Origin of the sequence: Aeromonas sp. FDAARGOS 1406 (genome assembly GCF_019048565.1) — a bacterium.
GTDB classification, from domain to species: domain Bacteria; phylum Pseudomonadota; class Gammaproteobacteria; order Enterobacterales; family Aeromonadaceae; genus Aeromonas; species Aeromonas caviae.
On sequence record NZ_CP077378.1, the window covers coordinates 3,458,901 to 3,471,667 of the forward strand.

At 64.7% G+C, this 12,767-nt stretch carries 9 protein-coding genes; 5 read left to right on the forward strand and 4 right to left on the reverse strand.

What is annotated here, in order from left to right:
- Window positions 1-174 (forward strand): cellulose synthase subunit BcsC-related outer membrane protein, encoded by a 174-nt coding sequence (locus I6L36_RS22035; protein WP_201872258.1) that lies wholly within the window; start codon window positions 1-3, stop codon window positions 172-174.
- A 29-nt stretch (window positions 175-203) separates the two neighbouring features.
- On the opposite strand, the gene I6L36_RS16415 is transcribed toward I6L36_RS22035, so the two are convergent.
- Window positions 204-479 carry a metal/formaldehyde-sensitive transcriptional repressor gene (locus tag I6L36_RS16415; RefSeq protein WP_041214512.1) on the reverse strand — a complete coding sequence of 92 codons (276 nt, stop codon included), beginning with the start codon at window positions 477-479 and terminating at the stop codon, window positions 204-206.
- A 71-nt stretch (window positions 480-550) separates the two neighbouring features.
- On the opposite strand from I6L36_RS16415, the gene dmeF reads away from it, so the two are divergent.
- Entirely contained in the window at window positions 551-1,492 is a 942-nt protein-coding gene (gene dmeF / locus I6L36_RS16420) for a CDF family Co(II)/Ni(II) efflux transporter DmeF (RefSeq protein ID WP_216986742.1), read from the forward strand.
- A 15-nt stretch (window positions 1,493-1,507) separates the two neighbouring features.
- Here dmeF and I6L36_RS16425 read toward each other — a convergent pair whose 3' ends face one another.
- Window positions 1,508-1,909, reverse strand: a complete 402-nt coding sequence (locus I6L36_RS16425) for a hypothetical protein (protein ID WP_161469985.1) — start codon at window positions 1,907-1,909, stop codon at window positions 1,508-1,510.
- A 261-nt stretch (window positions 1,910-2,170) separates the two neighbouring features.
- On the opposite strand from I6L36_RS16425, the gene pulA reads away from it, so the two are divergent.
- On the forward strand, window positions 2,171-6,223 hold the full coding sequence (pulA, locus tag I6L36_RS16430) for a pullulanase-type alpha-1,6-glucosidase (RefSeq protein ID WP_216986743.1): 4,053 nt from the start codon (window positions 2,171-2,173) through the stop codon (window positions 6,221-6,223).
- A gap of 194 nt (window positions 6,224-6,417) precedes the next feature.
- On the opposite strand, the gene I6L36_RS16435 is transcribed toward pulA, so the two are convergent.
- Window positions 6,418-8,841: a zinc/cadmium/mercury/lead-transporting ATPase gene (locus I6L36_RS16435; protein ID WP_049635950.1), complete on the reverse strand. Its 2,424-nt coding sequence runs from the start codon at window positions 8,839-8,841 to the stop codon at window positions 6,418-6,420.
- A 254-nt stretch (window positions 8,842-9,095) separates the two neighbouring features.
- Between I6L36_RS16435 and tpx the strand changes: the two genes are divergently transcribed.
- Complete coding sequence (gene tpx, locus I6L36_RS16440) at window positions 9,096-9,596, forward strand: thiol peroxidase (RefSeq protein WP_010672853.1); 501 nt, start codon at window positions 9,096-9,098, stop codon at window positions 9,594-9,596.
- 146 nt (window positions 9,597-9,742) lie between these two features.
- Entirely contained in the window at window positions 9,743-10,963 is a 1,221-nt protein-coding gene (locus I6L36_RS16445; protein ID WP_049635949.1) for a DEAD/DEAH box helicase, read from the forward strand.
- Between the two features lie 96 nt (window positions 10,964-11,059).
- Here the strand turns inward: I6L36_RS16445 and I6L36_RS16450 are convergent, their stop codons facing one another.
- Entirely contained in the window at window positions 11,060-12,619 is a 1,560-nt protein-coding gene (locus tag I6L36_RS16450) for a PAS domain-containing methyl-accepting chemotaxis protein (protein WP_109112503.1), read from the reverse strand.
- Window positions 12,620-12,767 lie beyond the last annotated feature (148 nt).

Genomic DNA, 12,767 nt, shown 5'->3' on the forward strand with positions numbered 1-12,767 from the left:
GTGGAACACAGGCTGACGGAGCACTGGCGCATCGGTGGCCGGGTGGACATCCAGCAGGCGGATGACTATGCCCCCAGCCATGTCACCCTGTTCCTGCGCTACACCTTCAAGCCCTGGCAAGGGGATCTCGATATGCCGCCAAGGCCTCTCACTCCCTACGCGGACTTCGACTGACAGGGGGCGCCCGTCATCACCGGGCGCCCTTATTTCAGATAGGAACGCAGTACCCTCACCACCTGATCCAGATCCTCCAGCCGCTCGGCATGGGTCGCCTCCTCGGCGCCAAGATGCTCGCGCATGTGCCCCTCCAGTACCTCCAGCATCAGGCCGTTGACGGCGCCGCGGATGGCGGCGATCTGCTGCAGGATGGCGGCGCAGTCTGTTTCCTGTTCCAGAGCGCTCTCCAGGGCACCGGTCTGCCCCTTGATGCGCCTGACCCGTGCCAGCAGCTTCTTCTTGTCGTGAACCGTGTGTGACATCCAGGATCCTCTCGATCAATAAAACTATACTGGGGTATAGTATATGGCATCCTCGTTTTCAGGAGAAATCCATGCCATCCCTCGCCTCATCCCACTGCCACCACCCCGTCGTCCACGAAGGGAATCCCCTGGCCGAACAGAAGACCCGCTGGGCCGTGCTGCTCACTGTCGTCATGATGGTGGCGGAGATCGGTGGCGGCTGGTTCTACAACTCCATGGCGCTGCTGGCCGACGGCTGGCACATGAGCTCCCATGCCCTGGCCCTCGGCCTCTCGGTGCTGGCCTATCGCGCTGCCCGCCACTTCGCGCGGGATCACAGGTTCAGCTTCGGTACCTGGAAGATAGAGGTGCTGGGGGGCTTCAGCAGCGCCCTGCTGCTGGTGGGGGTGGCGGGATTGATGCTGTTCGAGTCGGTGGCCAGGTTGCTGGACCCGAGCCCCATCCATTATCAGCAGGCGATCGGCATTGCCCTGCTGGGCCTGCTGGTGAATCTGGCCTGTGCCTGGCTGCTCAGGGACGATCACGGCCATAACCATGGTCACGACCACCATCACGGTCATCACGACCACTCGCACGATCACCACCACGGCCATCAGGATCTCAACCTGCGCGCCGCCTACCTCCACGTGCTGGCGGACGCGGCCACCTCGGTGCTGGCGATTCTGGCGCTGGTGGGAGGCATGTTGTGGGGGGCGGACTGGCTGGATCCCCTGATGGGCATCGCCGGGGCCGTGCTGGTGGCGGTGTGGGCCAGGGGGCTGCTGCGTGATACCGGGCGCGTCTTGCTGGATGCGGAGATGGATGCGCCCCTGGTGGACGAGATCCGCGAGGTGATCGCCGAGCTGCCTGGCGCCGAGATCCGCGATCTGCACGTCTGGCGGGTGGGGCAGATGCAGTATGCCGCCGCGATGTCGTTGCAGATGGCAACCCCGGTCCCGGCACAGGTGATCCGCGAGCGCCTCGCCATCCACGAGGAGCTGGTGCACCTGACCATCGAAGTGTCTGCCGACTGACGCCCCTGGCGGGGGTCAGCGGGGAGGCTCGCTCCCCTGATCCTGCCAGAGGCAGCCCAGCATCAGCCTCAGCAGCAGTCCCGGCGGGTCGTCGAGCAGGCGGCCCGGCTCCAGCAGCAGGTGGCCGTCGGCACGAAAGCCCAGGCTGGCGTGGACCTTGCCTTCCTCGCCACACACCTGGAGGAGGCCGTTCAGGGAACCCCCCTCGCCGGGTTGACAGCGCAGCCGCAGCTCCCGTGGTTCCCCCAGCAGGGTGAAGGCGCGGGCGAGGGGCGGGCTCTCTTCATAATCCGGCCAGTTGAAGAAGTGATAGCGTTCGGCGAGCACGCCGGCCTGCTGGCAGAACTGATCGAACAACTGGGCAATGCCCTGATACTCCTGGTCCAGCCGCCTGGCCTGCTCCTCAATCCGTTTCATCACCCAGCCCCCTCTATCCATTTGATTGGACATTGATTTCGTCACTCGCTCCCCTCTTTCCGCTGGTATGGGCCGAAAGCGGTGCCAGGTCTGTGAGCGCGATCGAGTTTTCGTTATGAAAACGTTATCTTGTTGATGCGGATTGGTTTTTTTTGCCCATCCGCTCACATTTACGGCAATTCCCGCTGATTAATATGACACCGCTCGGCAATGACCGGGTACTCGGATATCGAGACTAACTACAGCGGGAATTATAAAAAAATGGATATGAAAAAGACCAAAGTGGCGCTGGTAACAGCCTCACTGCTCGCGCTTTTGTCAGGCTGTAACGACAACAGTTCTTCTGCTCCTGCCCCTCAGGATGAGCCCGTCGCTCGTCTTCCCAACGTCCAGCCCCCGGCCGAACTGCTGACGGCCGGCCCCGACGAAGCGGTCATCGCCCTGGTGGATACCCAGACCAGCGCGGCGCGCGGTGTCACCGGCCCGTTCGCCAGCCACAGCCTGCACCTGTGGAACAACGACGCCTGCAACTCGACCTCGGAGGGCGGCCTCAACACCGGTTGGGATGACAAGAGCAAGACGCCGTCCGCGGCGGACAGTTTTGGTCCGGCCTGGGTCGTGCCGCTCTCCAAGATGGAAGGCTGCATCAACTTCATCGCCCGCAACGGCGATCTCGCGAACCTGACCGGCAGCGACATGAAGGTGGTCTTCAGTGATCACCCGGATCGCACCGTGGCCATCGTCGCCGGCAAGAACGAGATCTTCGGCAGCCGGGCGGAAGCCTTCACCGCCGCCTTCGGCGTGGCGGGGGCCAGTGCTCATCTCATCGACGACAACACCCTGATTTGGCAAGGGGGCAAGGACAAGCCCTATGTGCGCCTCTACTACACAGAGTCAGGCACCATCACCGCAAACAGCGAGGGTGTATTCGATTTCCCCTACCTCAAGCTGACTCCGACCAGCCTGACCGAAGAGCAGCAGGCCAAATACCCGCATCTCAAGGATGCCGCCGCCTTCGCCCTGCCTGCGGGGAAAGATCTCAAGCCTCTGCTCAAGGGTGAGTTGGTCGCCATCGGGACCGATGCGGACGGCATCCTGCAGGGGGCGACCCTGGTGCAGAGTGCCGGTGCCCTCGATGCCCTTTACAGCGAAGCGGCCACCAAGCTGGCCTACGGCGCCGTGGTGGAGGGGGGCAATGTCACCTTCCGGCTCTGGGCGCCGACCGCCAAGTCGGTCAAGCTGGCGCTGTTCGACGAGCAGCACAAGTCGCTTGGCGAGCGCGCCATGACCCTGGACGAGGCCAGCGGCAGCTGGAGCGTGCAGGGGGGCAGCGATCTTGTCGGCAAATACTACCGCTACGATATCCAGGTCTATCACCCGGTCAGCCGCAAGCTGGAATCCTATCAGGTGACCGACCCCTACTCCCTGAGCCTGGCGATGAACTCCGAGTTCAGCCAGGTGGTGGATCTCGACGATCCGGCCCTCAAGCCGGAAGGCTGGGACAGCCTCAAGGCGCCCCACAGCCAGAAGAACCCCGCCGACATCACCATCTATGAGGCCCACGTCCGGGATCTGACCGGCAACGACGAGTCGACGCCGGTGGATCACCGCGGCAAGTTCCTCGGGCTGACCGACAGCGACAGCGTGCCCGTCACCCACCTGAAATCCCTGGCCAAGAGCGGCGTCAGCCACCTGCACCTGCTGCCGGTGTTCGACATCGCCACCGTCAACGAGGATCCGGCCAAGGTGGCCAACATCGGTGATGACTTCAGCAAGCTGTGCGAGGTCAATCCCGAGGTCAAGAACTCCAGGTTTGCCAGCCACTGTGGTGGCGGTGAGACCATCGAAGCCGTGCTCGGTGATCTGCAAGCCAGCGACAGCAAGGAGAACCCCGTGGTGCAGGAGCTGTACGGCTATCTGCGCGGGGTGGACTCCTTCAACTGGGGCTATGACCCCTACCACTACACCACCCCGGAAGGCTCCTACGCCACCAATGCGGAGGGGACGACCCGGATCAAGGAGTTCCGCGAGATGGTGCAGGCCATCAAGCAGAACATCGGCATGAACGTGGTGATGGACGTGGTCTACAACCACACCAACGAAGCGGGTCTCGGTTCCAAATCCGTGCTCGACAAGATTGTGCCCTGGTACTACCAGCGCCTCAATCCGGAGACCGGTTCAGTGGAAAACTCCACCTGCTGCTCCAACACGGCGCCGGAACACGCCATGTTCGCCAAGCTGATGGATGACTCCCTGGTCACCTGGGCACGGGACTACAAGATCGATGCCTTCCGCTTCGACCTCATGGGCCATCACCCGAAAGATCAGATGGTGCAGGCCCTGGCCGAGGTGAAGAAGGTCAATCCGGACATGTACTTCTACGGCGAGGGGTGGAACTTCGGCGAGGTACAGGATGACAAGCGCTTCGTGCAGGCGACCCAGAAGCACCTGGCCGGTACCGGCATCGGCTCCTTCTCCGACCGGCTGCGTGATGCGGTGCGCGGCGGCAGCCCGTTCGACGGCGGCGAAGCCATTCGCAAGGCCCAGGGCTTTGGCAACGGCGCCCTGGTGGATGCCAACGAGCTGGACGGCGTCGATCTCGCCACCGCTCTGCATCAGTCCGATCTGGTGCGCCTCGGCATGGCGGGCAACCTCAAGGAGTTCGTGCTGACCGACAAGGACGGCATTCCGAAGAAAGGCTCCGACATCGACTACAACGGTCAACCGGCGGGCTATGCCCAGGATCCGACCGAAATCCAGAACTATGTCGACAAGCACGACAACCAGACCCTGTTCGACAACCTGGTGTACAAGGCACCCGCCGGGGCCGACCTGGTGCGGATGCAGGGGGTCTCTCTGGCGACTGCCATGCTGGGTCAGGGCATTCCCTTCACCCACGCGGGTGTCGAGCTGCTGCGCTCCAAGTCCATGGAGCGGGACAGCTACGACTCCGGTGACTGGTACAACCGGGTTGACTACGGCTTAAGTGACAATAATTTTGACAAAGGGCTGCCGCGCAAGGACAAGGACGAGGCCAACTACGAGCTGATCGAGCAGGTGCTCGGCCAGCACGCCAAGCCGGGTTCGGCCGAGATGCATCAGATGGTGAACTTCTACCAGGAGCTCTCCGAACTGCGTCAATCTTCTCGTCTGCTGCGTCTTGGCAGCGGCGCCGAGGTGATCAAGCGGGTCGACTTCCGCAACACCGGCCCTGAGCAGATCCCGGGTCTCATCGTGATGAGCGTGGATGACGGGGTGGGCGCCGGTGCGGATCTGGATCCGGCCATCGACGGCCTGGTGGTGATGATCAACGCCACCAATCAGCCCCAGAGCATCGGCGATTTCCGTGACGGCAAGGATCAGCCCATCGATCTGACCGGCATGGTCCTGAGCGGTGCCCACCGTGACTCCGACAGCATCGCCAGCGGTGCGGCCAATGACAGCGGTCAGCTGACCCTTGGCGCCTGGTCGGCGGCGGTGTTCGTCAAGCCGCAGAGCGGTGCTCAGGGCGCGGGGCTGCCGGTGAGCAAGAAGACGGATCTGAGCACCTTGCCTCCCTTCGGTGACACCGAGGTGTTCGTGCGCGGTTTCCTGAATCAGTGGGATCCGGTCAACAAGATGAACTTCAGTGGCAACTTCACCTATGAGTTCACCACCGAGGTGACGGCGGATCAGCTGGGGTCGACCCAGGTGAAGATCGCTGGCAACGAGTGGAGCGGCCCCGTCAATTACGGCAAGTGCAGCGATACCGACCAGCTTGCGACCGGCCAGGTCAATACGCTCTGTGCCAATGGCGGGGATCTGCCGTTCAACGTGGAGAAGGCTGGCACCTACAAGTTTGTCTTCACCGCCATGAACAAGGACAAGCCCACCCTGAGTGTCAGCTACACCGAACCGGCGCAGAGCTGCAAGGTGCTGGATACCGTCGCGGGCAATCCGCTCGGCTTCCCGCTCTATGTGCGCGGCAGTCTGAGCGACTGGAACGCCCAGCCGGCCTACCAGCTGAGCTACAAGGGGATGGAAGGTAACCTCGCCATCTATCAGGCCGCCTTCAACTACGCGGGCAGCTTTGACTTCAAGTTTGCCAACGACGATGGCAACTGGAGCAAGCAGTTCTTCGTGAAGGATGCCGGTGGCACCCTGATCGCACTGGAGCCCGAGCAGGTTTACCCGCTCCAGCACGGCGACGGTGGCATGGGCAACAACAGCATCACGCTGGAACAGGGTCTGTGGAGCTTCCTGGTGAAGGTTGACCCGACCCAGACTTCCGGCGAGGTGGGCAGCGTCATCATCCAGGAGTGCAGCGCCAAGTAAGTCTTTCCCATCGAGCCCGGGGCTGGCTCGGCAGCCCCGGGTTGAATTCCGCCTCGCCAAGGGCGGGATAACACCGAGAGAGTAAGCAAAGCGCGACTGCCGACCGGCAGCCGCGCTTTTTCTTTGCTCGTGGGCGAGGCAATAAAAAAGCCGCCCCGTTGGAGCGGCTGTTGGTTGTGCAGTTTACGGCCGGACTAGCGTTTTCGCAGCAGGCGCAGGGCGTTGGCGGTGACCAGGGCGGTGGCGCCGGTGTCGGCCAGCACCGCAATCCACAGGCCGGTGATGCCGAGCAGGCTGGTGACCAGGAAGATGGCCTTGAGCCCCAGCGCCAGCGCGATGTTCTGGTGGATGTTGGCCAGCGCCGCGCGGGAGAGCCGGATCATGGCGGCGACCCCGCCGAGCTGGTTGTGGGTCAGCGCCGCATCGGCGGTTTCCAGCGCCACGTCGGTGCCGCCTCCCATGGCGATGCCGATGCTGGCCCGCTTCATGGCCGGTGCATCGTTGATGCCGTCGCCGATCATGGCCACCTTGCGGGTGCTGGCGAGCTGGCTTATCTCCTCTACCTTGCCTTCCGGCAGCAGGCCGGCGCGCCAGCCCATGCCGAGCTCGGTGGCGATCGCCTCGGCGGCGCGGGGGTTGTCCCCGGTCAGCATGATGCTCTGCAGGCCGAGCTGGTTGAGCTCTTGCAGCGCCGCAGCCGCTTCCGGCCGGATCTGGTCGCGCAGGGCCAGCAGGGCGGCCGGGGCGGCGTCGGGCTGACCGAGCACCACCACTGTCTTGCCTTGCAGCTCCAGGGCGGCGACCCGGCCCCGTGTTGCGTCATCGAGGGAGGCGACCCGACTCGGCGCCAGCAATTGCCAGAGAGCGCCGTCGATGCGACCCTCTACCCCCATGCCGGGCAGGGCGCGCAGATCCTGGGCCGCCGCCAGGGCAAGACCCCGCTTCCCTGCCGCCGTCACCACGGCGCGGGCCAGCGGGTGGTGGGAGCCCTGCTCGATGGCGGCCGCCAGCGCCAGCAGTTCGGCCTCCGGCTGGCCATCGAGGCTCACCAGTTCGGTCAGCTGCGGCTTGCCCAGGGTCAGGGTGCCGGTCTTGTCGAAGGCCAGGGTATCGATGTGGGCCAACCGCTCCAGCGCGGCGCCCCCCTTGATGAGGGCACCCTGCCGGGTGGCTGCCGCCAGTGCCGAGGTGACCGCCGCCGGGGTGGAGATGACCAGGGCGCAGGGGCAGCCGATCAGCAGCAGCGCCAGCCCGCGATAGACCCACTCGTCCCAGCTCTGGCCGAAGGCGAGCGGCGGTACCAGCACCACCAGCAGGGCGACCAGCATCATGGCCGGGGTATACCAGCGACTGAAGCGGTCGATGAAGCGCTCGATGGGGGCGCGCTGGGTCTCGGCCTCCTCAATGAGATGCAGGATGCGGTCGATGGCGTTGTTGCCGGGTTCGGACACCACCTCGAGGCGCAGCACCCGGTCCGCCGCCAGACTGCCGGCGGGGACCTTGTCACCCCGGCGGCGCTCCACCGGGATGGATTCGCCGGTCAGGGCGCTCTCGTCAAAGGCGCCGAGGGGGTCGAGCAGGCGGGCATCGGCGGCCAGGCGGGTACCCGGGGCGATTTCGATGATGTCACCGGGGCGCAGCTGGTCGGCAGCGACCTCTTCCCGCACCTCGCCCTCGGCAGTGGTGCGGATGCGCAGCGCCTTGTCGGGCACCAGCGCCATCAGGGCGGTGACCCCGGCGCGGGCGCGGCCGGCGGCATAGGCTTCCAGATGTTCCCCCAGCATGAAGAGCAGCAGCACCATGGCCGCTTCGGCGGTTTCGCCGAGGAAGAGGGCCCCCACGGCGGCGACCGTCATCAGGGTCTCGATGGCGAAGGGAGAGCCGCTTCTGGTCAGTGCCCACGCCTTGCGGGCGACGGGCCACAGCCCCCAGAGGGTGGCCAGGGTAAAGAGCGGCTGACCGAGCTGGTTCGGCAGCAGGGCCGCCATCCCCATCAAGCCGGCGAGCGACAGGGGCTGCCAGTATTTGCCGAGCAGGTTGCTGACTCTCTGCATCAGAGGGCTGCGGCCCGGTTCGCTGCGAGCCGTGTTCTGAGCTCCCCCTTTGAGCTGGAAGCCGGCGGCCAGCACGGCGGCGGTGACGGGATCGGGGGAGAGGCCGGGGGCCAGATCCACCACCAGCTTCTCGGTGGCAAACAGCACCCGAGCCTGCTGTACGCCCTCCACCCGGCTGACGGCGGTCTCTATCTTGCGTGCACAGCTGGGACAATCCATGCCCAGCACCTGCCAGCTGTGGCGGCGGCTGTTTTGCTCGGGGCTAGCCAGCGGCGGCTCGGTCGCGGCGGCCGTATGGGCGTGCTCGTGCCCCTGCTCATGATGATCGTGGTCGTGGGCTGTGTCGGTGGCGCAAGTGCCTCTGGGGGGCTCTTCATCCCCCGGGCCGTCTGCGCCACTTTGCCCCTGATGATCGTGGCGGGTCGGGTTGGCGACACCACTGGCCTGTGCCCCGTTGTCGCAGCAGTGGCTGGTGTGGCTGTGCCCGGCCTGTGGGGTGGCGGCCTTGCTGACGGCCTTGATGGGGGCGGCGGCGTGTTGATGGCTGCAGCAGGATTTGCTCATGATGCGTTCCTCTTGAGGGATCCCGCCCCTGCGGGATCCTGGATGACTGAGCCGAGTGTAAACCTTGGTGTAAAGTCCAAGGTCAAGCCCTCTTCTCCTCTTTGTCCGGGGCCATGTCAGTGGCCGCTGAGCTGCCTCTGGAGCAGGGGGGATGCAAAGGGATGCCAAATCCCTTTCATTAGCGGGTGTTTGTCATCCCGTGGCGGGCCTATACTGGGGACCCTGGATCCCACATCAATCATCAAGGACCTAACATGAGCAATACCGTCACCCTGCAAGGCAACCCCGTCTCCGTCTCCGGCCACTTCCCCGTTGCCGGTGAGCAGGCCAAGCCCTTCTCCCTGGTTGCTGGCGATCTGTCCGATGCGACCCTGGCGACCTTCGCCGGCAAGCGCAAGATCCTGAACATCTTCCCGAGCGTCGACACCCCGACCTGCGCCACTTCCGTGCGCAAGTTCAACGAGCAGGCAAGCGCCCTGAACAACACCGTCGTGCTGTGCATCTCTGCCGACCTGCCGTTCGCCCAGGCCCGTTTCTGCGGCGCCGAGGGTCTGGACAAGGTGGTGAACCTCTCCACCCTGCGTGGCGTCTCCTTCCTGCAGGACTACGGCGTGGCCTTCTCCTCCGGCCCGCTGGTGGGTCTGGCTGCCCGTGCCATCGTGGTACTGGATGAGCACGACAAGGTGCTGCACAGCGAGCTGGTGGCTGAAGTCGCCGACGAGCCGAACTACGCCGCCGCCCTGGCCGTTCTGTAAGTCGCGCCACAGGCTGATTGCCTGACGGCCTGCCCCGTTCACACGGGGCAGGCCGTTTTTATTGCGCTCCCGAACCTTTTACTTATGGGGTGGGTCTGGCTAGACTTCGCCTCCACATCCTCGTTCAGCCTGTATCTGCGATCCCCATGACGTTTGACGAACTCGCCCTTGCCCCCGCCCTGTTGCCCCTGCTGCCCGCAGCGCTGGAAAAACCGACCCCCATTCAGCAGCTAGCCATTCCTGCTGCCTTGTCAGGACGGGATCTGCTTGCCCTGGCCAGGACCGGCAGTGGCAAGACCCTGGCATTCGGCCTGCCGCTGCTGCAGAGGCTGGACGCAGCCAGTGACCGGGTACAGGGATTGGTACTGGTCCCCACCCGGGAGCTGGCAAGCCAGGTGAGCGCCGCCCTGCAGGAGATTGCCGACGGGTTGGGGGTGCGCCTTCTGACCCTGTGTGGCGGGGTGGCCCAGGAGTGGCAGGAGCAGGAACTGGCTCTCGGCCCCCAACTGCTGGTGGCGACCCCCGGACGGTTGCGGGACTTGCTGGCCCAGCAGACGCTGGGGCTGGGTGCCCTGCGCATGCTGGTGCTGGATGAGGCGGATCGCCTGCTGGAGATGGGGTTCTGGCCCGATATCCAGTGGCTGATGAAGGCGATGCCGGAGGCGCGGCAGCAGATGCTCTTCTCCGCCACCTTGCCGGTCGAGCTGGAGAGCCTGGCCTCGGGCCTGCTGCAGGATCCGGTGCGCATCGAGGCCGAGCCGCTCAACAGCCTGGTGAGCGACATCGAGGAGCGGCTCTATCTGGTCAACAGGAGCAGCAAGGTGCCTGCGCTGATCGCCCTGCTGGAGGCCGGAGAGTGGCCCCAGGTGCTGGTCTTCATCAGTGCCAGGGACGACGCGGACGGGGTGGCCAAGAAACTGGCCAGGGCTGGCATGACGGTGGCGGCCCTGCATGGAAACAAGGATCAGGCCACGCGGGAGCAGGCGCTGGCGGATTTCAAGGAGGGCAGGGTGCGGGTGCTGGTGGCCACGGACCTGATGGCGCGCGGCATCCACGTGGAGGCATTGCCCGTGGTGATCAATCTGGATCTGCCGGACCATGCGCCCGTCTACGTGCATCGTATCGGTCGTACCGCCCGTGCCGGACAGAGCGGTCTGGCCATCTCCCTTACCTGCCACGGGGATGGGGAGGCGCTCGAGGGGATCCGGGCCCTGACCGGTCGGCCCCTGCCCCTGGCGGCGCTGGCAGGTTTCCCGGTGACCGACAAACCCGCCAGCGGGGAGAGCAAACGGGCGCCAAGAGACAAGCAGGCGAACCGTCGCACCCAGGGCAAGCGCAGCATCAAGCAGTTCAAGGGCAAATCCTGAGACGGACTTCTTGCCCCCGGCGGGAGCCTGTCGTCGTGAAGGAGAGGAGAGATCGGCAGCGCGCCCGGAGGCGCGCCAAACTACACGGCAAGGGGGTCAGTCGTGGAACTGGTTGATCAGGCGGGAGAGGTTTTGCAGCCGCTCCACCAGCAGGGTGATGCCATCGAGGGCCTGACGGCTGTTGTCCGCGGTGTGGCTCGCCAGTTGGTGGATCTGGTGGATCCCCTGATCCAGGGTGCTGGTGACATCCGCCTGCTGGCTCACCGCCTGGGCTATCTCGTCGCTGGTGTGGGTCACCCGGGCCAGCATCCGGTTGATCTGGTCGAGCACCTCGGCGGTGGCCCCCATGTGCTGCTGGCAGAGCACTGATGTCTGGGCCCCCTGCTCCATGCCATCGGACAGTTGCCGGGTGCTCTGTTGCAGCGCCCCTATCATGTCGCTTATCTCGCCGGTGGAGCTGCGGGTCTTCTGGGCCAGGGCCCGTATCTCGTCGGCCACCACCGCAAAGCCGCGCCCCTGTTCACCGGCCCGTGCCGCCTCGATGGCCGCATTGAGGGAGAGCAGGTTGGTCTGATCCGCAATCTGCCCGATCACCTCCAGAATGCCGTTGATCTTCTGGCTGTCCTGGGTCAGGCGCGCCAGCACGCCCTGGCTGGCGTCCAGCTCCTGATGAAGCCTGTCGACCGAATCCCGGGTGGTGGCCAGCGCCTGCTGGCCACTGGCGGACACCTGCTGGACCTCGCCCACCAGCGCATTGGCCTGGTGGGCATTGTCAGCCACATCGCGGATGGACTGGCTCATCTGGGTGATGGCCGCCGCCAGTTGCTCGCTCTGGGCCCGCTGCTGTTGCAGGTGAGTGTCTATGGTCTGGATATGCCCCCTGTCATCCTCCGCCGCCTGCAGGATCTGCTGGTTGGTGTCCGCGCTGCGACCCACCACGGCGCGCAGCTCCGCCTTCTTCATGCGCAGCAGCAGTTCAAGGGCGGCCAGGCTGTCCTGACGCCTGGCATAGAGTACCTGGCAAAGGGCGCTGCCCTGCTCCTCGCCCGCCATGGTCAGCAGCCTGGCCAGCCGCCGTTGCAGATGCCTGCCATGTCCCATCTGGGCCAGCAAGCAGAGCAGGGTGATGACGCCCCACCCCGGCTGGCCGGTGACCAGACTGGCCCCCATGCCGAGCAGGGCGGTGCCAGAGAGCAGTAGACACAGCTGCCCCGGCTCCAGAGTCAGCCGGGTCAGCCAGGGCAGTGCCTTGCCGTCACGGATCCGGGCATAGAGCTGCTCTGCCCAGGCGATGTCGTGATCCTGGGGACGGGTGCGGACAGACTGGTATTCGATGATCTGCTGCTGATCGTTGAGAATCGGCGTGACGTAGGCGTTGACCCAGTAGAACTGACCACTCTTGGCGCGGTTCTTTACCAGCCCCATCCAGCTCTTTCCTTGTTGCAGGCGGCGCCACATGTCGGCGAACGCGGCCTTGGGCATGTCGGGGTGGCGGACCAGATTGTGGGGCTCCCCTTCCATTTCGGTCGCGCTGTAGCCCGCCACATCGCAAAAGTGCTGGTTGGCATAAGTGATGTGACTGGCGGGATCCGTGGTCGAGATCAGTGATATGTGATCGGGGAAACGGATCTCCCCTTCGTGCCGGGTTGTGGTCATGTGCGCATCCTGAATGAGCCAAGTAACTGATAAAATTATTTTTTATTTTTGTGATTGTTACGGCGTCATTGTAGATGTGGACTGTTACACCACCTTGGCTTGGGTCAATAAATCAACACGGGAAAGGCTGAAAAAAGTCGTAGATGGC

Bases quoted from the DNA above. Each gene is read 5' to 3' on its own strand.
- I6L36_RS16415 (WP_041214512.1), bottom strand. From the start codon at position 479: ATGTCACACACGGTTCACGACAAGAAGAAGCTGCTGGCACGGGTCAGG.
- dmeF (WP_216986742.1), top strand. From the start codon at position 551: ATGCCATCCCTCGCCTCATCCCACTGCCACCACCCCGTCGTCCACGAA.
- I6L36_RS16425 (WP_161469985.1), bottom strand. From the start codon at position 1,909: ATGAAACGGATTGAGGAGCAGGCCAGGCGGCTGGACCAGGAGTATCAG.
- pulA (WP_216986743.1), top strand. From the start codon at position 2,171: ATGGATATGAAAAAGACCAAAGTGGCGCTGGTAACAGCCTCACTGCTC.
- I6L36_RS16435 (WP_049635950.1), bottom strand. From the start codon at position 8,841: ATGAGCAAATCCTGCTGCAGCCATCAACACGCCGCCGCCCCCATCAAG.
- tpx (WP_010672853.1), top strand. From the start codon at position 9,096: ATGAGCAATACCGTCACCCTGCAAGGCAACCCCGTCTCCGTCTCCGGC.
- I6L36_RS16445 (WP_049635949.1), top strand. From the start codon at position 9,743: ATGACGTTTGACGAACTCGCCCTTGCCCCCGCCCTGTTGCCCCTGCTG.
- I6L36_RS16450 (WP_109112503.1), bottom strand. From the start codon at position 12,619: ATGACCACAACCCGGCACGAAGGGGAGATCCGTTTCCCCGATCACATA.